This window comes from Arthrobacter sp. SLBN-112 (assembly GCF_006715225.1).
In the GTDB taxonomy this organism is placed as follows: domain Bacteria; phylum Actinomycetota; class Actinomycetes; order Actinomycetales; family Micrococcaceae; genus Arthrobacter.
Window position 1 is genome coordinate 553,969 of the sequence record NZ_VFMU01000001.1, and the last position, 21,402, is coordinate 575,370.

Below are 21,402 nucleotides of genomic sequence, written 5' to 3' on the forward strand. Positions count from 1 at the left end.
CCCACCCATGTTCAAATGGGAAGGTTGAACCGGCCGCCCGAGTCCGCTCCACGGCCTCGGCCACATGGAAGGAAGCACATGACCGATCCCCAAGAGCATCCCCCGGTCCCCACTCCCGGGAGCGCCCAAGGCCTGGACAGCAAGGCTGAGGGCGGGTGCCCGGTGGCCCATGGCAGCGCCACGGCCCAGGGCAGCGAAAGCGAAAACCCGGCGATCGATTCCCCGCAGCCCAAGGGGCACCGGCCGCGGACCAACCAGGACTGGTGGCCCAACCAGCTGGACCTTTCCGTGCTGCACGCGCACGGCAAGGCGAGCAACCCGCTGGACCCGTCGTTCAGCTACCGTAAGGAATTCCAGAAGCTCGACGTCGAGTCCCTGAAGCGTGACATCACCGAGGTCCTGACCACGTCGCAGGACTGGTGGCCGGCGGACTTCGGCCACTACGGCGGCCTGATGATCCGCATGAGCTGGCACGCGGCCGGCACCTACCGCGTCCACGACGGCCGCGGTGGCGCGGGCGACGGCGGCCAGCGGTTCGCGCCGCTGAACAGCTGGCCCGACAACGCCAACCTGGACAAGGCCCGGCGGCTGCTGTGGCCGGTCAAGCAGAAGTACGGCCAGAAGCTCTCCTGGGCCGACCTGCTGGTCCTGGCCGGCAACGTTGCCCTGGAATCGATGGGCTTCAAGACCTTCGGCTTCGCCTTTGGCCGCGAGGACGTGTGGGAGCCCGAGCAGATCTTCTGGGGCCCTGAAGACGCCTGGCTCGGCGACGAGCGCTACGTGGGCGAAGGCCAGATGTCCGAAGACGTCGGTTCCACCGAAATGGGCCTGATCTACGTCAACCCCGAAGGCCCCATGGGCAACCCGGACCCCGTGGCCGCTGCCGCCTTCATCCGCGAGACGTTCAAGCGCATGGCGATGAACGACGAAGAGACCTTCGCGCTCATCGCCGGCGGCCACACCTTCGGCAAGACCCATGGCGCCGGCCCCGCCGATGCTCACGTGGGTCCCGAACCGGAGGGCGCCAACCTTGAGGCACAGGGCCTGGGCTGGCTCAGCACCTACGGCAGCGGCAAGGGTGGGGACACCATCACCTCGGGCCTTGAGGTCACCTGGACGGACAAGCCCACCCAGTGGAGCAACCGCTTCCTGGAGATCCTGTTCGAGTACGAATGGGAACTGGTCAAGAGCCCCGGCGGCGCCCACCAGTGGGTTGCCAAGGACGCCCCCGAGATCATCCCGGACGCCCACGATCCCGCCAAGAAGCACCGCCCCACCATGCTGACCACGGACCTGTCGCTGCGCTTCGACCCCGTCTACGAGGAAATCGGACGCCGCTTCCTCAAGAACCCGGACGAGTTCGCCCTGGCCTTCGGCAAGGCCTGGTACAAACTGCTGCACCGTGACATGGGCCCGGTTGGCCCGCACATGCTGGGTCCCTGGGTTCCCGAGGCGCAGCTGTGGCAGGATCCCGTTCCCGCCGTCGACCATGAACTGATCGACGAGCAGGACATCGCTTCGCTGAAGGCCAAGCTCCTGGACTCCGGCCTGACCATCCCGCAACTGGCAGGCACGGCCTGGGCCTCGGCTGCCACGTACCGGAAGACGGACCGGCGCGGCGGTGCCAACGGTGCCCGGATCCGGCTGGAGCCGCAGCGCAGCTGGGAAGCGAGCGAGCCTGGGCAGCTGTCCACCGTCCTGCAGGCCCTTGAGCGCGTGCAGGAGGAGTTCAACGCCGCGCAGACGGGCGGCAAGAAGGTCTCCCTCGCTGACCTGATCGTCCTCGGCGGCGCCGCCGCGGTGGAAAAAGCCGCTGCCGGCGCCGGCTTCCCCGTCACCGTGCCGTTCCGCCCGGGACGCACCGATGCCGCGCAGGAGCAGACCGACGTCGAATCCTTCCAGTACCTGCAGCCGCGGGCAGACGGATTCCGCAACTACCTGCGGCCCGGCTCGAAGCTCCCGCCCGAAACCCTCCTGCTGGACAAGGCCTACATGCTGGACCTCTCCGCACCGGAGATGACGGCGCTGGTGGGCGGCATGCGCGCCCTGGGCACCAACGTGGGCGGTTCCAGCCACGGCGTGCTGACGGACAAGCCGCAGGTCCTGACGAACGACTTCTTCGTCAACCTGCTCTCGCCGGGCACCAAGTGGAAGGCATCCGAATCAGAGGAGAACGTCTACGAAATCAACGACGCCGCCACCGGCGAGCTGAGGTGGACGGCCACCCCGGTGGACTTGGTGTTCGGCTCCAACTCGCAGCTGCGCGCCCTTGCCGAGGTCTACGCCAGCGAGGACGCCGGGGAGAAGTTCGTCAACGACTTCGTTGCCGCTTGGGCCAAGGTCATGGAGCTGGACCGCTTCGACCTGAAGTGACCAAGGTGAACTGAACCGCCGGGTCAGGGCCGGCTGCAACTGCAGCCGGCCCTGACCCGGGCTGCCTTGCGCGGCCGGCAGGGCGCGGGGCACCGTAGGATCTTGTGATGGCCCAGCTCATTGCCCCAAACGTCAGCTTCCACCGGTCCTGGCTTGAAGCAGCCGCGGAATTTGGCGGCGCCCGGCAGGACGGTGCGGGCGCCGACGGCTGGTCCCTGGACGATCTCAAGGACGCCCAGGTCTTCGGCCGCTTCGTCGATGCCCTCGTCAACGACTCACTGCCGGAAACCGTGCGCAAGCCCGGCTTGGTGCCCTGCACCTACCTTTGGATTGTCGACGGCGGCACGTTCCTCGGCTCGCTGGCCATCAGGCACGAGTTGACCGACTACCTCCTCAATGAAGGCGGGCACATCGGCTACAGCGTCAGGCCCACTGCCAGGCGGCGGGGCCATGCAGCGCAAGCCCTTGCAGACGCGCTTCCCGTGGCGCGGTCACTGGGGATCGAACGGGTTCTCCTGACGTGCGACGAGGACAACGCCGGATCGCGGGCAACCATCGAGAAGAACGGTGGCCGGTATGAGGACACGCGCAACGGCAAGCGCCGCTACTGGATCAATAACCCCTAGCCAGGCGTATTTGCCGCCACAGGTCTGACAGACTTGCCCGGTGATCACTGAACATGCCCTGCTTCCCGTCATCCCTGGCCAGGAGGAGCAATTCGAGGCCGCGTTCCGCCAGGCCCGCCCCATCATTGCTTCCATGCCTGGTTTTCTGTCGTTGTCGCTGTCCCGCTCGATCGAATCCCCCGGCACCTACCTGCTGCTGGTCGAGTGGGAGAAGCTGGAGGACCATACGGTGGGTTTTCGCGGTTCCGCGGATTACCAGCAGTGGCGGAGCCTGCTGCACCGGTTCTATGAGCCGTTCCCGGTCGTTGAGCACTTCGAACACGTGAGCTTGGCAGGCCGCTGACACGGCCGGAACATGGGGGAAGCCCCCGCGCGAGTCTGGCTCCAGCGCGGGGGCTTCTTGCTTCCCTGCCGGGGGAAATGGCGGGCAAGCACTTAAAAACTACCGGTCAGTAGGTTGGCCAAACTGCCAAATCGGCCACCTTCGGCCAATCTTGAGCCAACCTTGAGAGGGACTCAATGACCTCTTCAGGGAATCTCAGTCAGCCGGCCCCGCCGTGGCGTCAGGATCTTCCTCGGGTTCAAAGGTGTTGGGCTCGGCGCCATCGGATATTCCCACGCCGTCCTTGCCACCGGGGATCCCGGCGTCGGGATTGCCCTTGCCTGCTACGGACTCTCCCTGCGGCTCATCCTCGGGCAGTGAATCAGGTGAATTGATGGACATCGCTCCTCCTTCTATGGCTGGGCCTCCACGCTAACAGCCCCCACGGCAAAAGACGCCGGTAACGGGGGCATCACTTTTGCAGACAAACAGGAAACATCAAAATCTCACACCAATCTCCCAAATTATCTTGACTTCGAACGTTTAGCGCTGTTACAAACTTTGTAACACCGGCAGCACGCCATTCCCCACGCCGCCAGGCTTCAGGAACCGAACTACTCAAGCATTTTTTGAATCGATACAACCATGCGTGGACGGAGTCCACCCTCATCAAAGGAGATGAAAGTGTCAGCAAAGCGCCCCACCTTCCCATCAAGGTTCAATAGGCCAGTGGCTTGCTCCCTCGCTGTGGCCGCGCTGGCCGCAAGCGCGGGACTCACGCTGTCCGCTCCCGCAGCCAATGCCGAGCCCAGCAACTACCGCTTCGACTTCGGCGCGGGTCCAGTCGAGCAGGGCTACACCGGGGTCAGCGCAGCTGACGCGTACAGCCCGGAGATGCGCTACGGCTTCAACACCCCCGAACACGTGGTCAACGTCCCGGCAAAGGGCAGCGGCGCGGGCAGTGATGCCGTCCGTTTCCTGGAGTTTGGTACCAAGAGCAGCAACACGTTCAACGTGGACCTGAAGGAGGGCCTGTACAAAGTCACGGTCACTTTGGGCGACACCTCCCGGGCCAGCATCGCGGCTGAAGGAGTTTTCCAAGCCATGAACCTCACCGGCAACGGTGCCACGGATTCCTTTGAGATCCCGGTGACGGACGGCCAGCTGAACCTGCTGGTCACCGAGGGCAAGGTGGGAACGGCCTTTACCCTGAGCTCGCTGGAGATTGAAAAGGTGTCCCGCCATCCGGAGATGGACCCGACCATCTGGGTGGGCGGCGACTCCACGGTGGCCAACTACTACCCCTTGGAAACAAGCGTCCAGGGCGGCTGGGGCCAGATGCTCCCGCAGTTCGTTGACCCCGAGGCTTTCGACATCCGCAATATGGCCACAGGCGGCCAGATCGCCCGCGGCTTCCGCAACGACGGCCAGTTCGAGGCCATCCTGCAGTACATCAAGCCCGGCGACCTGTTCCTCCTCGAAATGGGCATCAACGACACCGCCGCGAAGAACGCCACCACCGAGGCCGAGTTCAAGGAGATCATGCGGGACATGGTCCGCCAGGTGGCCGCCACGGGCGCCACCCCCGTCCTGGTCACGCCGCAGGGCCGGGCCACCGACTTCGTGGACGGAATCCACAGTTCGGTGGACCGCTGGTACCGGCACTCCACGGTGGCCCTTGCCCAGGAGGAAGGTGTGCCGCTGGTGGACCTGAATGTCCTGTCCTCCGCCTACTTCACAGGGATCGGGCCCGACGCCACGCTCGCCCTGTTCATGACCGGCGATACCCTGCACCCCAACCGGGCAGGTGCAGCGGAACTGGCCCGCCTGGTCACCGCTGACCTCACCAGGCAGGGCCTGCTGGGCGGGGCCGCCTGACGGGACCCCCAAAAGGAACCACGACGGCGGTGTGCGGCACCCATGGCTTTGGAACCATGGTGCCGCACCCCGCCGTCGTCCTTTCCTGTCCTGTTTAACTGCCCGCTTCCGCGGCCCGCTGCTGCCTCAGGACGTAGCGCTGCAGCTTCCCCGACGGCGTCTTGGGCAGCTCCTCAACGAAGTGGATGCGGCGCGGGTAGGCGTGGGCGGCGAACTGCGTCTTCACCATGGTCTGGAGTTCGGTCACCAGGGCGTCACCGCCGGTGGTCCCGGCCGCCAGGACAACGTAGGCCTCCAGGACTTCTCCGCGCAGTTCGTCGGGGGCGCCCACCACGGCAGTTTCCAGGACCGCCGGGTGGGTGGCAAGGACGCTCTCGACGTCGAAAGGGCCAATCCGGTATCCGGCCATGATGATCACGTCGTCATCCCGGGAGGAGAAGAAATAGTAGCCGTCCGCGTCCACCATGCCCGCATCACCGGTCAGGTACCACTTGGCGTCCGCGCTGAACCTTTCGGCCGTTTTGTCCGGGGCGTCCCGGTACCCCTTGAACCACATCATGGGGCTTTCGGCCACGTTGACGGCAACCCTGCCCAGTTCACCCGGCGCGGCCGGTTCGTCGGCATTGTCCTTGAGGACGGCGCAGCTCCACCCCGGCAGGGGCCGGCCCATGGATCCGGGCCTGAGCTCCGTCCTCACGTCGTCATGCCAGGCGTTGATGATCATCATCCCGTGTTCGGTCTGTCCGTAGTGGTCCCGGACGGGAACGCCCAGCACCTCGCGGGCCCAGCTGATCACTTCGGGGGTCAGCGGTTCGCCGGCGGAGGAGGCACGCCGAAGCCGGAAGGGTCCCGTTCCGGCCTCGGTTTTTGCGCGCATGGTGCGGTACACCGTGGGAGCAGCCGCGAAGTTGGTGACGGAAAACGCCTCCAGCACCTTGAAGCTGAGTTCCGGCGAGAACCCCGGCCGCAGCAGGAGGTTGCGCCGTCCTGCCGCCATGGGCCCTAGAATCCCGTAGTACAGGCCATATGCCCAGCCGGGATCTGCGGCGTTCCAGAAGACATCCTCTTCACTGACGTCCAGGCCCACTTCGACGTATTGGCGGAAGGCGGCCAACGCCCGGACGGGCACCGGCACACCCTTGGGGGCACCCGTGGTGCCGGACGTAAAGATCAGCACCAGGTCACCGTCACCGCCCACAGCTTCGGCCGCGATTCCCGGTTGCTGCCTGGCCAGGAGCGGCGTGAGCGCCAGGTCCGGACTGGATGCTTCTGCACCGGCAACCACCACGGCGGCAGTGGTTTCCTGGATCTTCGCCCGCTGGTCGGGGTCCGTAACCACAGCCTTTGCGCCGGACGCTGTGAGGCGAAGTTCGATGGCAGGCCACGCGAAGGCAGTGAACAGCGGAACATGGACAGCCCCGCGCCGCCAAATGGCCAGGAGCATGACCACCAGGTCAGCCGATTTGCCCATCAGGGTGGCCACCGCATCTCCGGGACCCACCCCCAGCTCGGCCAGGGCGGCGGCTCCCCGTTCCGAGCGTTCCCGGAGCTCGCCGTAGGTGGTGTCCTCCGCGGAGAGGTCGGCGGCAACCACCGTGAAGGCAACATTGTTGGGATCGTGGCTGTCGCACAGGAGTTCGGCCGCGCAGGCATCAGGAGCACCGTAAGTGGCAAGAAGGGCATCAACGGCTGGAACCGGACGGGACATTCATTCTCCTTTGAACAATGCGATCTGGGGCAGTGGAATAAACCTACTACTCAGTCAGCCCGTGGCCCCCGGCGCCCGGATGATGCGCCGCTGCGTGGCCGCGGCGATGGCGGCCGTACGGTTGTCCACGCCGAGCTTGCCGTAAATGTGCACCAGGTGGGTCTTCACCGTGGCCTCCGAGATGAAGACCTGCTTGGCGATGGCGCGGTTGGACAGGCCGGTGGCCAGCAGTTCCAGCAGCTGCACCTCGCGCGGGGTGAGGGAGGTGCCGGGATTGCTGATCCGTTGCATCAGCAGGGCAGCGGCCCGGGGCGCCAAGGCAGTGCCACCCGCCGCGGCCTGCAGGACGGCCTGCCGCAGCTGTTCCGGCGGCGCGTCCTTGAGCATGTAGCCGCTGGCCCCGGCCTCCACCGCGGCCAGGATGTCCGCGTCGGTGTCGTACGTGGTGAGGATGAGCACCGGCGGCGGTGTGGCGAGCTTCCGGATCTGTGCGGTGGCCGTGACCCCGTCCATTCCGTCGCCCATCTGCAGGTCCATGAGGACAACATCCGGCGCCTCGCCAAGTGTCCGCAGCCGTGCCAGTTCCTTCAGCGCAGCAGCGCCGTCAGCGGCCTCGGCGGCTATGGAGATGCCCTCGAATCCGGTGAGCATGGCCCTCAGTCCGGCACGGACCACGGGATGGTCATCCACCAGCAGGACGCGCACTTCAGCCACGCGGTCCCCCGTCCAGGGGCAGCCGGATGGCCACCACGGTGCCCTCTCCTGGCGCGGATTCAACTGCCAGCGAGCCGTTCAGTGCGGCGACGCGTTCCCGCAGTGAGCGCAGCCCGAACCCGCTGCCGTCCGCTGCGTCCGCGGCACCGGCCGCAGCGGCGGGATCAAAGCCGGTGCCGTCGTCGTAAATGTCCATGGTCACCTCGCTGCCCAGGAAGGCAAGGGTGACGACGGCGGTGGCGGCCCGGGCGTGTTCGCGGACGTTCGCGAGGCTTGCCTGCGCCGCCCGCAGCAGGGTGACGCGGACCGGCTGGGGCAGCTCCTGCGGCTCGCCGTCCACCTCGAGCCGGCACCGCAGCGCCACTCCTGCGGCCGCGGCGCCGGTCTCCGTGGTGCCGCAGAGCCGTCGCAGGGCCTCCACCAGGGTGCTCCCCTCCAGCTGCGGCGAGGACAGGCCGCGGACAAAGCTGCGCGCCTCCGCAAGGTTGTCCGCAGCGGTCTGCTGCACCAGCGCCACTCGCTCGGAAGCCGTGGCTGTGTCACCGTCCGTGAGCGACTTCTCCGCCGCCCGCCCCAGGAGAACGATGCTGGACAGCCCCTGCGCCAGGGTGTCGTGGATTTCCCGGGCCAGCCGCTCCCGCTCCGCCAGCACCCCGGCCTCATGCTGGGACCTGGCCAGTTCCTCCCGGGTGCGGCGCAGTTCGTCCGCCGCACGCCGCTGGTTCTCGGCCTCCCGGTACAGGGCCGCATAGGCAAGGCCGGTAATCACCGAGAAAACCGCGCCCAGCACGGGCCCGACGACGGCCGCCGCGTGCGGCACCGGAGCACCGCTGGCAGCCCACTGGGATGCGGCCACCGCCGCGGTCATCAGCGCGATCGCCGGCAGCGCTGCGCGGCGGGGCAGCAGGTGAAGGTGGAGAAAGAAGATGGGGAAGGCCAGCCAGGCGAAGTCGGCGCTGCCCGCGAGCAGGAACGCCCACAGGCCCGTGACCAGGCCGAGCCACAGCAGCCCGTAGCGGCGCGGGTTGAACCTGCTGCGGGCTTCGGCATGGCGTTTTTCGAGGACCGTTCCGGCCAGGTACACAGCGGCCAGGACGATCGCGCCGCCCGCCCACAGCCAACGCAGCGGCCCTCCGGCCATCAGCATCCGGACCAGTGCCACAGCCAGCAGCACGGCGAACCCCGTGTGCAGGGTGACCCGCAGGACCCGGAGGATGGCCGCCGACGAGGCATTTTCCAAGGCATTCAACGGCCCCTTCGCCGGGATGCCGCCGGCCTTTTCCAGTGTTTGCGGCAGGGGCGTGGCAGGCATTCCCTCAGCTTATGCCGGGACCGCCCGCAGGGGATCAACCGAAAGGTTGACTCCCGGCTCAACCCTTCCACGCGTGGAGATCAACCGTCCCCGCGATGCCCCTCCATGCCGTTCCCGGGAAAGTGGAAGGACAGAAGAAACCACCCCTGCTGAGAGAAGAAACAACGTGTTCCTGGCAATCCGCGATATCCGCTTCGCCAAAGGCCGGTTCGCCATGATGGGCGGCGTCGTAGCCCTGATCACCCTCCTGCTGGTCATGCTGTCCGGGCTGACCGCGGGCCTTGCCGAGCAGTCCACGTCCGCCATCGGCAAGCTGGGTGCAGCCGGCGCCAAACCGGTGGACACCATCGCTTTCGGCGCCCCCGGTTCGGCCACCCCCAAGGCGTCCTATACGGAAAGCTCCGTGACCGCCGCCCAGGTGGAGAGCTGGCGGAACCAGTCCGGCGTCGAGTCCGCCGAGCCGCTGGGAATCACCCAGACCCGGGCCCAGACGGCCGGTGGTTCAGGAAGGGCCAACGTGGCGGTTTTCGGTGTTTCACCCGGCAGCCGGTTGGCGCCCGTCGAGGTATCCACCGGCACTGCCGTGCTGGGCACAAGCGTTGCGGAGGCCCTGTCCGTGGGCCAGGGGGACACGGTGTCCTTTGGAGGCGTGGAGCTTTCCGTCGCCGCCGTGGTGCCGGACCAGTGGTATGCCCACACCAGTGTGGTGTGGACGGCGCTGCCCGCGTGGGCTAAAGCAGCGCACGTGTCCGACGGCGGGCAGTTGGCTACGGTCGTCGCCGTCACCTACGGGGACGGGGCTACGGTGGACGAGGCTACTGCCAACGCAACCGCGCATACGGTCAGCGAGTCGCGCACGGGATCTTTCCAGGCACTGGGCTCCTTCAAGAGCGAAAACGGCTCCCTGACCCTGATGCAAGCGTTCCTGTACGGGATCTCATCGCTGGTGATCGTGGCCTTCCTGACCGTCTGGACCATCCAGCGCACCCGGGACATCGCGGTGCTGAAAGCCATGGGCGCCCCCGGTTCCTACATCCTGCGCGACGCCATGACCCAGGCCGCCATCGTCCTCGTCGCTGGAGCTACCGTCGGCGGATCCGTGGGCGTGGCCGCCGGCTCCCTGGCCGCCCAGGCTGCCCCGTTCCTGCTGAACGTAGGCACCACGGTGCTTCCCGTCGTCGGGATTGTTGCCCTGGGCCTGGCGGGCGCCGCCCTGGCCGTCCGCCGCGTGACCAAGGTCGATGCGCTCCTGGCGCTCGGCGGCAACTAACTCCTCCCTCCCGAAAGGAACACCCTTATGTCCTCCATCCCCGCGCCCCTCAGCCTGGTCAACGTCACCCTCGAATACCCGGACGGCGGCGGAACCACCACGGCCCTGGACCGGGTCACCCTGACGGCACAGGCCGGGCAGCTCGTGGCGCTTGTGGGGCCGTCGGGCTCCGGCAAATCCAGCCTCCTGGCCGTTGCCGCCACCCTGGTCCGCCCCACCCGCGGGCAGGTCACGATCGACGGCACCGACACCACTGCCCTCAAGGACAAGGAGCTCACCGCCCTGCGCCGCGGCAAACTGGGCATCATCTTCCAGCAACCCAACCTGCTGCCCTCGCTCACCGCCGTCGAACAGCTCATCATCAGCGACCACCTGCGCGGGAAGCCTGCCAAGGCGGCACGGACCAGGGCAGCGGAACTGCTGGACGTTGTGGGCCTCTCCGCCAGCGCCCGGAAGCTGCCGCACCAGCTTTCCGGCGGGCAGCGGCAGCGGGTGAACATCGCCCGGGCACTCATGGGCAGTCCCACGGTGCTGCTGGTGGACGAGCCCACCGCCGCGCTGGACCACGAGCGCAGCGCCTCGATCATCGCCCTGCTGCGCCAGGTGACCACCGAATTCAGGGTGGCAACGGTGATGGTCACCCATGACACCGAGTTCGTGCCGCTGACGGACGCCGTGGCCACCATGCGGGACGGCCGGCTGACGGTACCGGTCCCGGCCCTTACCCCAAGTGGTGCACCGTAAATGCCGTCAGGAACCCCACGGAAGCGGTCAGCCCGGTGAGGTTGTGGTGCTCTTCGAAGGCCTCGGGAATCATGGTGTCCGCGAGCATCGCCAGGATGCCGCCGGCCGCAACGGAGGTGATGAAGGCGACCAGCTCGTCCGGCGCGTTTTCCAGCGTCACGTATCCCAGCAGCGCGGCCAGCCCGCTGAGGACTGCGATGCCGCCCCAGAGCCCGAACACATAACCCCTGCTCCGGCCGGCCTTCTTCATGCCGGCCGTACCGGACAGTCCCTCCGGCACGTTGGAGATGAAGACGGCCGCCAGCATGGCGGGACTCACCGCTCCCCCGGCCAGCAGGCCGACGCCCAAAACCACTGATTCCGGAACGCCGTCCAACAGGGCGCCCACGGCAATGGCCGTGCCACTGCCCGGGTTGTCCTTCTCGGAGGGCTGCTGGTCTCCGGACCGCTTGCGGTGCTTGGCGCCGGCCCGCGCCAGGACCATATTGGCGCCCACGTACACCACCGCCCCGGCCAGGAAGCCCGCCACCGTGGGCCACAGTCCGCCGCCCTTCACGGCCTCGTCCACCAGCTCAAAGGCAAGCGCCGAGATCAGCACGCCGGCGCCAAAGGCCATGATCGTGGACACGATTTTGGACGGGATGGACCACCGCCAGGACACGGCAGCTCCCAGGACCAGGGCTGCACCGGCACCGGTGCCCCATAACAGCGACATCAACCAAGTAGGCATACGTCTTCCGTCCCCAGTGCGGCGGAAATGAAACGAAGGGCAGCAGTGCACCCCGTCACGGTCCGCGCGCCGAATTGATGCGATCTTGAGGCAAACCTTGCGATCCCTAGACCTTACTGGTCCACGCTGAAGCCATAGGACAAAACCAGCTTGTGGGGAGCAGGAAGTCATGGGAAGCAGAACAGCGTTGGACAACGAAGTCACAACCGTGGGAGGCGTGCTGACGGACAAGCAGCCGCTGGATTTCCACACGTTGGGGCTCGCCGGATGCATCGACCGGCTCACCGCACCCCTGCGGCAGCGCGGGACCGCGGTCCACTGGGATACTCCGCACTGGGGCGTCGAGATCCCGGCGGACTGCGCGTCCCTCCTGTACCAGTCCGCCCGCGAGGTGCTCAGCAACGCGTTCAAGTTCTCGTCCGCATCCACACTGAACATCCAACTGGCGGCCGTTGACCACGGCATCCGCCTGGTAGTGGCCGACGACGGCACAGGCTTTGACAGCAACCTCGCCACGTGCGGGCGGCACCACGGGTACGGCCTGCGGCTCATGGCGGTGGCCGTGCAGGAAGCCGGCGGTGCGATGGACATCAGTTCCACTCCCGGCCAAGGCACCAGCGTGACGGTGACACTGCCGCTTGACTGACCCGCCGGCGCACCATGCCGGCCAATAGACTCGGATGCCCGCCGTTGCTGGGACGGCGGGCATCCGTACGCCTTATGAAGACCGCGGGGAATCAGCGGGAGAGCTTGGCGGCGTCCGGCTCCAGGTCGCCGATATGACCTGGAGCATTGGCGGCCAGGACCCTGGCCACGAAGGCCGCATATTCCTCCATGTAGTGGCCCAGGAACTTGGCGGTTGACTCATCCTTGACCGCGCCGTCGTCCCCGAAAACCGCGGGATCGTACTTGACGTACGCCTCCGGGGCGTTCAGCTGCGGTGCGTCCAGGAAGCTCAGGACGGCGCGCATGGAGGACTGCATCACAGCGGTGCCGATGCTGCCGGGGGAAGCGCCGATGATGCCGGTCGGCTTGCGGGCAAAGGAGTTGGTTCCCCAAGGACGGGAGCCCCAGTCGATGGCGTTCTTCAGGGCTCCCGGGATGGAGCGGTTGTATTCCGGGGACACGAACAGAATCCCGTCCGCGGCCTCGATGGCTTCCTTGAGGGCACGGCCTTCGGGCGGGAAATCGGCGTCGTAGTCGTAGCTGTAGAGCGGGAGGTCCTTGATGGGGATCTCGGTGAATTCCAGGTCCTCCGGGGCGAGTTTGATCAGGGCCTTGGCCAGGGTCCGGTTGATGGAGCCGGCCGCCAGGCTGCCCACGAAGTATCCAATCTTGTACGTTGCCATGCGTGATCCTTTCCAACAGCCGGGCCGCGCCGGCTGGCTTGGTTTGGGCTGGAAATAGTGCCGTACCCAGGCCCGGTGGCAAAGAAACGGCTGTTGGTGCTCACTGCGCCACCAGTCCAGCACAACAAGCCCGGCCGCGGCCAGAGGGGGTGGAAGGTCCTTGACAGGTCCGGGAGCGGGGCGCTGAATGAGGGGTACCGCGATCCACCGCCACGAGGAGCAGCCATGACTGAAAATCGTTCAAGGGACGACGACGACCGGGTCCACAACCAAGCGCCCGCCGAAGGCGATCCGGACGTGGACCCCACCGACATCCGCGTCCACACCCAGGACCCGGCCGAGGGACCGGACGACGACGGGGACGCCAAAAAGTAACTCCCTCCCGACTTCTGCCTGACACCACCCCCTTGCATGCACGCCACTGGTCTACTACGTTGTAGTTCCATCGAGAAAGCGCTTTCCCGCTTCGGCGGGGACTTCTTCGCGCAGCAATCACCAGTGGAATTGGATGACATGACGGACAGCACCCTCATCAGGTGGATCGACGGACAGGCACCAGCAGAAATCAGCGGCGGAACCACGTGGGGCATGCCGTTCCCGCGGGGGACCGTGCCCGGCACGGAGGCTCTGGCCGTTGCCAACAGCAGCGGCACAATGCTCCCCAGCCAGGCCTGGCCATTGGCAACATGGCCGGACGGCTCCTTGAAGTGGGCGGGTATCGCGCTCCCGGCCACGGACACGCCGTCGGGCAGCTACCACGTGACGGCCGACGGCGGCACAACCTCCGCCGCCGGCCAGCCGCCGTCGTCCGACATGTCCGTCACGGTCACCGAAAGTGCCGACGCGCTCACCGTGGACACCGGAGTCCTGCAGATGGTGATCAAGCGCAGCGGGTCCACCCTCTTCAGCAGCCTTTCCCGCGACGGGCGGGAAGTTGCCCGGGATGCCCGGCTGGTCAGCCTGCTGCAGGACAGCGTTTCCGAGGGTGCGGGAAGGGTTGACCGGGACGCGTTCACCGGCGGCGTCACCGCCGTCGTGCTGGAACAAAGCGGTCCCGTGCGTGCCGTAGTACGGCTTGAAGGCAACCACCGCCCGGATGCGCCGGAGAGTGGAAGGCCGGACTGGCTGCCGTTTGTGGTCCGTTTCCACTTTCACGCCAACGCCCGCAGCGTCCGAATGGTGCATTCGTTCATCTGGGACGGCGACGCGGACCGTGATTTCCTGGCCGGGCTGGGGGTGCGGTTCACGGTCCCGTTGGAGGCTGAACTACATGACCGGCACATCCGCATCGCGGGCGCCGACGGCGGCTTCCTTGCCGAAGCGGTCCGCGGCCTTACCGGGCTCCGCAGGGACCCGGGAGAGCAGGTGCGGGAGTCGCAGATCGCCGGCCGCCCCACTCCCCCGGCCGACACCTGGAATCCGGAAGTCTCAAACCGTCTTCACCTGATCCCCAGCTGGGGCGACTACACCCTCAGCCAGCTCAGCGCTGATGGATTTGAGCTGCGCAAGCGCACCGCCGCCGGCCACGGGTGGGTAGGGATCTCCGGGGGCACCCGCGCCGCCGGTTTCTGCTCCCTGAGCGATAGCCGCGGCGGCCTGGGTGTGGGGATCAAGGATTTCTGGCAGTCCCACCCGGGCCAGCTGGACATCCGCGGCGCGGGCACGGACGAAGCATCACTGACCGCCTGGCTTTACTCCCCCGAGGCGCAGCCGATGGACCTGCGTTTCTACCATGACGGCCTGGGGCAGGACACATTCGGGGAACAGCTCGAAGGCCTGGAGATCACCTATGAGGACTACGAGCCGGGCTTCGGCAGCCCCACCGGAATCGCCCGGACGCATGAGCTGACCCTGTTCGCCTACGAAGCCACCCCGACCACCGAAGGCCTCGCCGCCGACGCTGCGGCCGCCTCCACCCCCGCCCTCCTGCAGGCCGCACCGGAATACCTGCACGCGGCTGGCGTCTTCGGCGACTGGGATCCGGTGGACCGCAGCACTCCGACGCGGGCACGGCTGGAGGACCGGCTGGACTTCCTGTTCGATTTCTACGCCGGCCAGGTGGAACAGAGGCGCTGGTACGGCTTCTGGAACTACGGCGACGTGATGCACACCTACGACTTTGACCGGCACGTGTGGCGGTACGACGTAGGCGGCTACGCGTGGGACAACTCCGAGCTCTCCCCCGACCTCTGGCTCTGGTACTCCTACCTGCGCTCCGGCCGGGCGGACATCTTCCGGTTCGCCGAGGCTATGACACGCCACACCGGCGAGGTGGACGTCTACCACCTGGGCCCCTGGAAGGGCCTGGGTTCCCGGCACAACGTCCAGCACTGGGGCTGCAGCGCCAAGCAGCTGCGGATCAGCACGCCCGCCTACCGCCGCTTCTACTACTACCTCACCGCGGACGAGCGCACCGGGGACCTGCTCACCGAACTGGTGGACAGCGATCAGAACTTCCTGGGCCTCGACCCGGTCCGCAAAGTACGGCCCGACGCCGCCACCTACCGTCCCAACCGCGACGCACTCGGCGTGGGCCTGGGGACGGACTGGGGCTCACTCGCCGCCACGTGGCTGACAGACTGGGAACGCACCGGCAACCCGCGGTCCCGGGACCGGCTGCTGGGCACCATGGCGGACATCGGCAAGCTCAAGTACGGATTCCTCACGGGCGAAGCGCTGTACCACCTGGACAAGGGCCGGTTCGATACGGGTCGGGAAATGATCTCGGTTTCGCACCTCAGCGCCGTGTTCGGCCTGGTGGAGATCTGCAGCGAACTGGTGGATCTGGTGGACGATCCGGAGTTCGAGCGGGCGTGGCTGCAGTACTGCCGCCTGTTCCTGGCCAGCAAGGAGGAGCAGGTGGATGCCGTGGGCCAGCCGCTCGACGGCATCTACCTCACCCAGGCGCACAGCCGGCTGACAGCCTACGCGGCGGCCAAGCTGAACGACCCTGATCTGGCAGCCCGCGCGTGGCAGAACTTCGCCAAGGGCGGCGAGCACCTGAACCACGAATCCGCCTTCACGCTCCGCAGGATCGCGCCGCCGCACGTGCTGCTGCCAGTGGACGAAGCGCCCACCGTCTCCACCAACGACACCGCCCAGTTCGGGCTCGCAGTCATCCAGAACCTGGCACTGGTGGGCCAGTACCTGGGCTGACGCTGCCGGCCCCAAACAGACCGCGGCGGCGGCACCCACCCACGTGCCGCCGTCGCGGTTTTCCATGCCCGCTGAAGTGAGGCTCTGGAAACATCCGCACCCAAAAGGTATGTTGGTAAGCATGCTGATGATTTTTCCTACTCATCAGTTCCCGGTAGCAAAGCGAAGGAGACGTTATGAGCACGAAGGTGGAAAAACGCATTCTGGTGAACGTACCGGTGAGCACCGCTTATAACCAGTGGACGCAGTTCGAGGAGTTCCCGCACTTCATGGGCGGCGTCAAGAGCGTGACCCAGCTCAGTGATGACCGGCTGGAGTGGGTGGCCGAGATCGGCGGCGTCCGCAGGCAGTGGGAAGCCAAGATTTTGGAGCAGGTTCCGGACCGCAAGGTTGCCTGGGCCGCAACCGAAGGTGCCACGAACGCCGGCGCTGTGGAATTCGAAGACGTGGGAGGCGGCCAGACCTCCATCCGGCTGACCCTCGAATACGAACCCGAAGGCCTGATTGAGAAGGTGGGCGACAAGCTCAACGTCGTGGACCGGCAGGCCGAGGCCGACCTCCAGCGGTTCAAGGAATTCATCGAGGACGAAGGCTACGCCAGCGGTGCATGGCGCGGTACCGTCAACCCCGGCGCCACTGTGGGCACGCCCGGCGTTGAGCACGCGGGCGCATCCCGCGGTGATTCCGGCAAGGCCGGCGTCTCCGGCAAGGTTGCTGCCGGCGTGGGCATCGCAGCGGCGGCCGGCGCAGCAGCAGCCATGGCTGCCAGCGGCAACAAGGGAGAAACAGCGGCTGCCGATGAAACGGTAACGCCAGTAACTCCCGGGGAGCCGGCCACCGTCACCCCGCTGACGACGGACACGACCACCACAGACACTTCATCCACCGGCACCGCCCGCGCAGTCCCAGCCGAGCCCCTCACCACCGGCGCCACCACTGGCAGCGCCTACCCGGGCACGGGGACAGCTGACACCACAACGGCAGGCACGACGTCGGCAGCCGGCACCTCCGGCTCCCTCGCCGACCTGGATGACGGCAGGATCGGCCACACCTTCGACCAGACCAACGGCCTGGTGGACACCACGGGTGAGTCCGATGAAACACTCGAGGGTGAGAACCTGAGCGCCGGAGAACGGCGCGGGGATGACCGCAACGACGGCGGCCTGCCGCCTGTCGGTGGCAACCTCGGCGGCCACTGACCGCCACCCGCAAAAGCAAGTGCCGCCCGCCTTCCCCCAAGGCGGGCGGCACTTTGCCGTTATGCAGGGTGGGTTACTTGGCCTTTCCTGCGTAGAAGACTGCCGGCGCGGCGGGGGTCTGCATGCCCTCGCCAATGAAGAAGCTCGGGTGTGGAGGCTGGTTGTAGCCCACTGTTTCGCGGGCTACCGCGGTCCGGTACATCGGGTCGTGCATCAGGGTGCGGAGCCGGACCCCGGTGGGCGAGGTGGTGGTGTAAACCCGCAGCTCGGTGCTGTCCGCGGACGGGAACACCAGCTCCTCGCGCCAGTCGCCCAGCAGGTCCGCCTGAAGTGACGGGTTTCCCTTGGTGTGGTTGTTGGTGCGGGCGCCGGTGGCCGTCAGGAGCCGGTCGCTGGTTTCGGTCTCCCAGTTCCACTTGGAGATGGTGGGTACGCCCACGCCGGCCTCGGCATTGAAGTCGTGGTCGACGATTTCCCGCAGCAGGTCGCCGTCCCACCACGCCATGAAGTTGGCGGCCGGGATCTTGTCCGAAATCCGCTCGCCCTTGGCGGACATCAGGAACCCGACGGGCGAGTTCCAGGCAGCGTCGCCGCCTACGGCCCAGCTTTCCGAACCGGGAAAGCGGGGGTCGATGTCGCCGGTGGCGCCGCGGCCGGTGTCCTTGACCGCGGGAATGCTCCACAGCACCTCACCTGTTGCGGCATCGCGGAATGTGGCTCCGCGGTTGCCGCTCTGGCTCATGCTCTCGTGCACGGCGAAGGTCTCCAGGCCAGGCCGTGAGGGGTCCAGATCACCGGTGTGGATGGCGTCGCCGTGGCCCAGCTTGGTGTTGTACAGCGGGGTGCCGTCGTCGTCGATGGTCATGGAGCCGAAGACGAACTCATCCTTGCCGTCCTGGTCCACGTCCGCCACGGACAGGTTGTGGTTGCCCTGGCCCTTGTACTCGGCGCCGGCAACGTCCGAATCAAACTTCCACCGCTTGACCAGCTTGCCGTTGACCAGGTCATATGTGACCAGGACGGTGCGCGTGTAGTAGCCGCGGCTGAACATCAGGGACGGGTGTTCACCGTCGAGGTACGCCACGCCGGCAAGGAAACGGTCAACACGGTTGCCGTAGCCGTCGCCCCAGGCGGCAACGCTTCCGCGGGGCGGATCGTAGGGAACGGTGTCCATGATGGTGCCACTGGCGCCGTTGAACACCGTGAGGAATTCCGGCCCGGACAGGACGTAGCCGGCGCTGGTGCGGTAATCCGCCGCCGGATCGCCGATGACGGTCCCTGCCGCATCGGTGGTGCCGTCCGCCGTTTTGAAGGCCACTTCACCCTTGCCATCGCCGTCGAAGTCATAGGCCAGCATCTGGGTGTAGTGGGCACCGGCCCGGATGTTGTGGCCCAGGTCGATGCGCCACAGCTTGGTGCCGTCCATCTTGTAGGCGTCCACGTATACGTTGCCGGTGTAGCCGGACTTGGAGTTGTCCTGCGCGTTGGAGGGGTTCCAGAGCTGGATGATTTCGTATGCGCCATCGCCGTCCAGGTCCGCCACGGTCGAATCGTTGGCCGTGTAGGTGTACGGCTTACCGTCCTTGCTGACGCCATCGGCCGGCTTGTCCAGTTTGATGGGCAGGTAGTTCTGCGCCAGCGGGCTGAACTCCGCACTGAGCTTGTCCTGCCCATTGCCGTTGCCCACCGTCTTGATGACGTACTTCGAGGCCGCCGTTCCCGTCGGGTCCACATAGGTGGTGGTGCTGCGGATGGGCTCGTCGGTGATCTGGACGCCGTCGCGGATGACATGGAAGCCCACGCTGTCCTTGTCCAGGCCCAGCATCCGCCAGCCCAGGGTGACGCCCTGGTCCGTGAGCACTGCCACCGGGGCGCGGTCCAGGTTTTCCACCTGGCGCGTGGGTCCGGACGCTGCCGGGGCTGCCGGGGCTGCCGGGATTGACTGGCCGGGATCAGCAGCGGCGAACGGGACGCCGGTGAAAGCGAGAGCCGCTGCGGCGAGAGTGGCCGCGGCTGCGGCAGGGGCCACCTTCCAGGCTCTGCCCGCCGGGGACTTCGGGGAACACATTGAGGGGTGTGCCAAAAGAACATCTCCTTTGATGCGGCGGCAGCTGAGTCTGCCGCACGACAGTTTTGTAACGTTTCATTCACCAGCCGCACATGCCCTCAAAAGTGATTTCGAGGGGAGTTGGGCTGCGAGGAAACGCTTTCTGCCCTTCAGGTTTATCAGCGCCTGACAAAGCCCGTCAACAGTTTGACCGAAAGTTATTGGGAGAATTTGTTCTATTGCGTTTGCTTCTACAATCGCCACTGTGCCGCTATCTGCGTGTTGCCGCCTGCAGCAGCGGGAGGGTGCGGGTGGGCATGACCTCCACCAGGGACATGGCCGTGCTGGTGCGGACGACGCCGTCAATCGCCAGCATCGCGTTGGTGATGCGATGCAGGTCGGCCGGGTCCTTCGCGGCCACCTTGGCGAGCAGGTCAGCGTCACCGGTGGTGGCATGCATCTCGATGATTTCCGGGATGGTCTGCAGTGCCGCCACAGCAATGTCACTGGAGGACTGGCTGATGGAAATGGAGATAAAGGCCAGCAGCGGCAGGCCCAGCGCTTCCGTTCGCACCCGCTGGCTGAAGGGCGCCAGGCTCCCGTCGCTGGCAAGGCGGCGGAGCCGGGCGTGCACAGTATTCCGCGCCACACCCAGCGTCCTTGAGAGGGACAGCACGGTGGCCTGGGGGTCCTGGTCAAGTGTGAGGAGGATCTCTGCATCAAGAGCATCGATGAGGTGCATACTAAGCATTTTGCCACCCCCACCCTTCATACAGCCCCGATCTGTCCTCCACCAAACAGTTGTGTTGCGCAAACGTCCTGAATCCGCGCACCATGCTGTCCATGACCAGCACCCTTCCCGAAGCCGCGGCACCCGAGGTCCGCGCCGCCGTCGCCCAGCTTCCCGCCTACGTGGCCGGCAAGAGCGCGCAGTCTGCCCTGACCGCTGCCCTGGCCTCGAATGAAAGCCATTTCACTCCCCTGCCATCTGTCATCGAAGCCATCTCAGTCGAGGCGGGCAGGATCCACCGGTACCCCAGCATGGGTGCGGTGGAGGCAAGGGATGCCATCGCCCGCCACTTCGGTGTCAGCGCCGGGGAAATTGCCGCCGGGCCGGGAAGCTCGGGGGTGCTGCAGCAGATCATCTCCGCCGTCTGCGGCCACGGCGACGAGGTGGTGTACGCGTGGCGTTCGTTCGAGGCCTACCCCATCCTGGTGGCAGTGGCAGGCGCCGTTTCGGTCCCCGTGCCGCTGCTGGCCAACGAACACCATGACCTCGACGCCATGGCCGCGGCCATCACCGACCGCACCCGTCTGGTGATCCTATGCTCGCCCAATAACCCCACGGGCGTGTCCATCAGTGAGGCCGCCCTGGAGGAGTTCCTCCGCTCCGTTCCGCCGCGCGTGCTGGTGGTGCTGGACGAGGCCTACATCGAGTTCCAGCGCGGTCCAGGCGTGAATTCGCTGGATTTCTACCGCCGCTACCCCAACCTGTGCATCCTGCGGACCTTCTCCAAGGCATACGGGCTCGCAGGCCTGCGGATCGGCTACGCCATAGCCCGCCCCGACATTGCGGAAGGCCTCCGCCGCACCGCCGTCCCCTTCGGCGTCAACAGGATGGCGCAGGCGGCCGCTGTTGCATCACTGGCGGCCGAGGACGAGGTCCTTGAGCGGACCGAGGCGGTAGCCCGGGAGCGCACCCGGGTCATCGAGGCGCTTCGGAGCTACGACTGGGATGTGCCGGACAGCCAGGCCAACTTCTACTGGCTGCGTGCCGACGACGATCTGCGCGTGCGGCTGCTCGATGCGTTGGCAGACGCCGACATCCTGGTCCGCGGCTATGCCGTCGACGGTGTACGCATCACCCTGGCCGATAAAGCCACGAATGATCGTGTCCTTGCTGTCCTGGCGGACCGCGCGCGGTTCCTGCGCGGGGCGGGCACGGCCCAGTGAGTACCTCCACAGAAGCACCTG

Annotated in this window: 19 protein-coding genes; 11 read left to right on the top strand and 8 right to left on the bottom strand. The window is 66.6% G+C overall.

Annotated elements, in window-relative coordinates; genetic code table 11:
• Positions 1–78: 78 nt before the first annotated feature.
• From katG to FBY33_RS02645, 3 genes are all read left to right on the top strand, one after another.
• Positions 79–2,373 (top strand): catalase/peroxidase HPI, encoded by a 2,295-nt coding sequence (gene katG / locus FBY33_RS02635; RefSeq protein WP_142029179.1) that lies wholly within the window; start codon positions 79–81, stop codon positions 2,371–2,373.
• Between the two features lie 107 nt (positions 2,374–2,480).
• Positions 2,481–2,999: a GNAT family N-acetyltransferase gene (locus FBY33_RS02640; RefSeq protein ID WP_142029180.1), complete on the top strand. Its 519-nt coding sequence runs from the start codon at positions 2,481–2,483 to the stop codon at positions 2,997–2,999.
• 40 nt (positions 3,000–3,039) lie between these two features.
• Positions 3,040–3,342: an antibiotic biosynthesis monooxygenase family protein gene (locus FBY33_RS02645; RefSeq protein ID WP_142029181.1), complete on the top strand. Its 303-nt coding sequence runs from the start codon at positions 3,040–3,042 to the stop codon at positions 3,340–3,342.
• 195 nt (positions 3,343–3,537) lie between these two features.
• On the opposite strand, the gene FBY33_RS02650 is transcribed toward FBY33_RS02645, so the two are convergent.
• Positions 3,538–3,723: a hypothetical protein gene (locus FBY33_RS02650; protein ID WP_142029182.1), complete on the bottom strand. Its 186-nt coding sequence runs from the start codon at positions 3,721–3,723 to the stop codon at positions 3,538–3,540.
• 327 nt (positions 3,724–4,050) lie between these two features.
• On the opposite strand from FBY33_RS02650, the gene FBY33_RS02655 reads away from it, so the two are divergent.
• On the top strand, positions 4,051–5,199 hold the full coding sequence (locus FBY33_RS02655; RefSeq protein ID WP_235010397.1) for a rhamnogalacturonan acetylesterase: 1,149 nt from the start codon (positions 4,051–4,053) through the stop codon (positions 5,197–5,199).
• Between the two features lie 94 nt (positions 5,200–5,293).
• On the opposite strand, the gene FBY33_RS02660 is transcribed toward FBY33_RS02655, so the two are convergent.
• From FBY33_RS02660 to FBY33_RS02670, 3 genes are read right to left on the bottom strand one after another with little or no spacing between them, the layout of a single operon-like run.
• Positions 5,294–6,907 (bottom strand): AMP-binding protein, encoded by a 1,614-nt coding sequence (locus FBY33_RS02660; protein ID WP_142029184.1) that lies wholly within the window; start codon positions 6,905–6,907, stop codon positions 5,294–5,296.
• A gap of 54 nt (positions 6,908–6,961) precedes the next feature.
• Positions 6,962–7,621, bottom strand: coding sequence for a response regulator (locus tag FBY33_RS02665; RefSeq protein WP_142029185.1), 660 nt, complete (start codon positions 7,619–7,621; stop codon positions 6,962–6,964).
• Positions 7,614–8,933, bottom strand: coding sequence for a sensor histidine kinase (locus tag FBY33_RS02670; RefSeq protein WP_200831302.1), 1,320 nt, complete (start codon positions 8,931–8,933; stop codon positions 7,614–7,616). The genes FBY33_RS02665 and FBY33_RS02670 overlap by 8 nt, the downstream gene beginning before the upstream one ends.
• A 166-nt stretch (positions 8,934–9,099) precedes the next feature.
• On the opposite strand from FBY33_RS02670, the gene FBY33_RS02675 reads away from it, so the two are divergent.
• A complete protein-coding gene (locus FBY33_RS02675; RefSeq protein WP_142029186.1) occupies positions 9,100–10,203 on the top strand; it encodes an ABC transporter permease in 1,104 nt (367 codons plus the stop codon).
• 27 nt (positions 10,204–10,230) lie between these two features.
• Positions 10,231–10,947, top strand: coding sequence for an ABC transporter ATP-binding protein (locus FBY33_RS02680; protein ID WP_142029187.1), 717 nt, complete (start codon positions 10,231–10,233; stop codon positions 10,945–10,947).
• Here the strand turns inward: FBY33_RS02680 and FBY33_RS02685 are convergent.
• Entirely contained in the window at positions 10,925–11,677 is a 753-nt protein-coding gene (locus FBY33_RS02685) for a ZIP family metal transporter (protein ID WP_142029188.1), read from the bottom strand. The genes FBY33_RS02680 and FBY33_RS02685 overlap by 23 nt on opposite strands.
• Before the next feature lie 169 nt (positions 11,678–11,846).
• On the opposite strand from FBY33_RS02685, the gene FBY33_RS02690 reads away from it, so the two are divergent.
• Entirely contained in the window at positions 11,847–12,323 is a 477-nt protein-coding gene (locus FBY33_RS02690; RefSeq protein ID WP_142029189.1) for a sensor histidine kinase, read from the top strand.
• 91 nt (positions 12,324–12,414) lie between these two features.
• Here the strand turns inward: FBY33_RS02690 and FBY33_RS02695 are convergent, their stop codons facing one another.
• Positions 12,415–13,026: an NADPH-dependent FMN reductase gene (locus FBY33_RS02695; RefSeq protein WP_142029190.1), complete on the bottom strand. Its 612-nt coding sequence runs from the start codon at positions 13,024–13,026 to the stop codon at positions 12,415–12,417.
• Between the two features lie 225 nt (positions 13,027–13,251).
• On the opposite strand from FBY33_RS02695, the gene FBY33_RS20440 reads away from it, so the two are divergent.
• The 3 genes from FBY33_RS20440 to FBY33_RS02705 all read left to right on the top strand — a co-directional run bounded on the left by FBY33_RS20440 (position 13,252) and on the right by FBY33_RS02705 (position 17,381).
• The gene (locus FBY33_RS20440; RefSeq protein ID WP_200831303.1) at positions 13,252–13,401 is read left to right on the top strand and encodes a hypothetical protein; all 150 of its coding nucleotides are present in this window, start codon (positions 13,252–13,254) and stop codon (positions 13,399–13,401) included.
• Positions 13,402–13,539: 138 nt separating this feature from the next.
• The gene (locus FBY33_RS02700) at positions 13,540–16,182 is read left to right on the top strand and encodes an exo-rhamnogalacturonan lyase family protein (protein ID WP_142032466.1); all 2,643 of its coding nucleotides are present in this window, start codon (positions 13,540–13,542) and stop codon (positions 16,180–16,182) included.
• A 176-nt stretch (positions 16,183–16,358) separates the two neighbouring features.
• On the top strand, positions 16,359–17,381 hold the full coding sequence (locus FBY33_RS02705) for an SRPBCC family protein (RefSeq protein WP_142029191.1): 1,023 nt from the start codon (positions 16,359–16,361) through the stop codon (positions 17,379–17,381).
• Positions 17,382–17,454: 73 nt separating this feature from the next.
• Here FBY33_RS02705 and FBY33_RS02710 read toward each other — a convergent pair whose 3' ends face one another.
• Both FBY33_RS02710 and FBY33_RS02715 read right to left on the bottom strand, forming a co-directional pair.
• Positions 17,455–19,449 (bottom strand): rhamnogalacturonan lyase, encoded by a 1,995-nt coding sequence (locus FBY33_RS02710; protein ID WP_142032468.1) that lies wholly within the window; start codon positions 19,447–19,449, stop codon positions 17,455–17,457.
• A 250-nt stretch (positions 19,450–19,699) separates the two neighbouring features.
• Positions 19,700–20,179: an Lrp/AsnC family transcriptional regulator gene (locus FBY33_RS02715; protein WP_142029192.1), complete on the bottom strand. Its 480-nt coding sequence runs from the start codon at positions 20,177–20,179 to the stop codon at positions 19,700–19,702.
• An 83-nt stretch (positions 20,180–20,262) separates the two neighbouring features.
• Here FBY33_RS02715 and hisC point away from each other — a divergent pair, with 83 nt between their 5' ends.
• Positions 20,263–21,381: a histidinol-phosphate transaminase gene (gene hisC / locus FBY33_RS02720; protein WP_142029193.1), complete on the top strand. Its 1,119-nt coding sequence runs from the start codon at positions 20,263–20,265 to the stop codon at positions 21,379–21,381.
• The last annotated feature ends 21 nt before the right edge of the window (positions 21,382–21,402 follow it).

Excerpts from the sequence above, each read along its gene's own strand:
- katG (WP_142029179.1), top strand. The coding sequence starts at position 79 with ATGACCGATCCCCAAGAGCATCCCCCGGTCCCCACTCCCGGGAGCGCC.
- FBY33_RS02640 (WP_142029180.1), top strand. The coding sequence starts at position 2,481 with ATGGCCCAGCTCATTGCCCCAAACGTCAGCTTCCACCGGTCCTGGCTT.
- FBY33_RS02650 (WP_142029182.1), bottom strand. The coding sequence starts at position 3,723 with ATGTCCATCAATTCACCTGATTCACTGCCCGAGGATGAGCCGCAGGGA.
- FBY33_RS02660 (WP_142029184.1), bottom strand. The coding sequence starts at position 6,907 with ATGTCCCGTCCGGTTCCAGCCGTTGATGCCCTTCTTGCCACTTACGGT.
- FBY33_RS02670 (WP_200831302.1), bottom strand. The coding sequence starts at position 8,933 with ATGCCTGCCACGCCCCTGCCGCAAACACTGGAAAAGGCCGGCGGCATC.
- FBY33_RS02680 (WP_142029187.1), top strand. The coding sequence starts at position 10,231 with ATGTCCTCCATCCCCGCGCCCCTCAGCCTGGTCAACGTCACCCTCGAA.
- FBY33_RS02685 (WP_142029188.1), bottom strand. The coding sequence starts at position 11,677 with ATGCCTACTTGGTTGATGTCGCTGTTATGGGGCACCGGTGCCGGTGCA.
- FBY33_RS02690 (WP_142029189.1), top strand. The coding sequence starts at position 11,847 with ATGGGAAGCAGAACAGCGTTGGACAACGAAGTCACAACCGTGGGAGGC.
- FBY33_RS02695 (WP_142029190.1), bottom strand. The coding sequence starts at position 13,026 with ATGGCAACGTACAAGATTGGATACTTCGTGGGCAGCCTGGCGGCCGGC.
- FBY33_RS20440 (WP_200831303.1), top strand. The coding sequence starts at position 13,252 with ATGACTGAAAATCGTTCAAGGGACGACGACGACCGGGTCCACAACCAA.
- FBY33_RS02700 (WP_142032466.1), top strand. The coding sequence starts at position 13,540 with ATGACGGACAGCACCCTCATCAGGTGGATCGACGGACAGGCACCAGCA.
- FBY33_RS02705 (WP_142029191.1), top strand. The coding sequence starts at position 16,359 with ATGAGCACGAAGGTGGAAAAACGCATTCTGGTGAACGTACCGGTGAGC.
- FBY33_RS02710 (WP_142032468.1), bottom strand. The coding sequence starts at position 19,449 with ATGTGTTCCCCGAAGTCCCCGGCGGGCAGAGCCTGGAAGGTGGCCCCT.
- FBY33_RS02715 (WP_142029192.1), bottom strand. The coding sequence starts at position 20,179 with ATGCTTAGTATGCACCTCATCGATGCTCTTGATGCAGAGATCCTCCTC.
- hisC (WP_142029193.1), top strand. The coding sequence starts at position 20,263 with ATGCTGTCCATGACCAGCACCCTTCCCGAAGCCGCGGCACCCGAGGTC.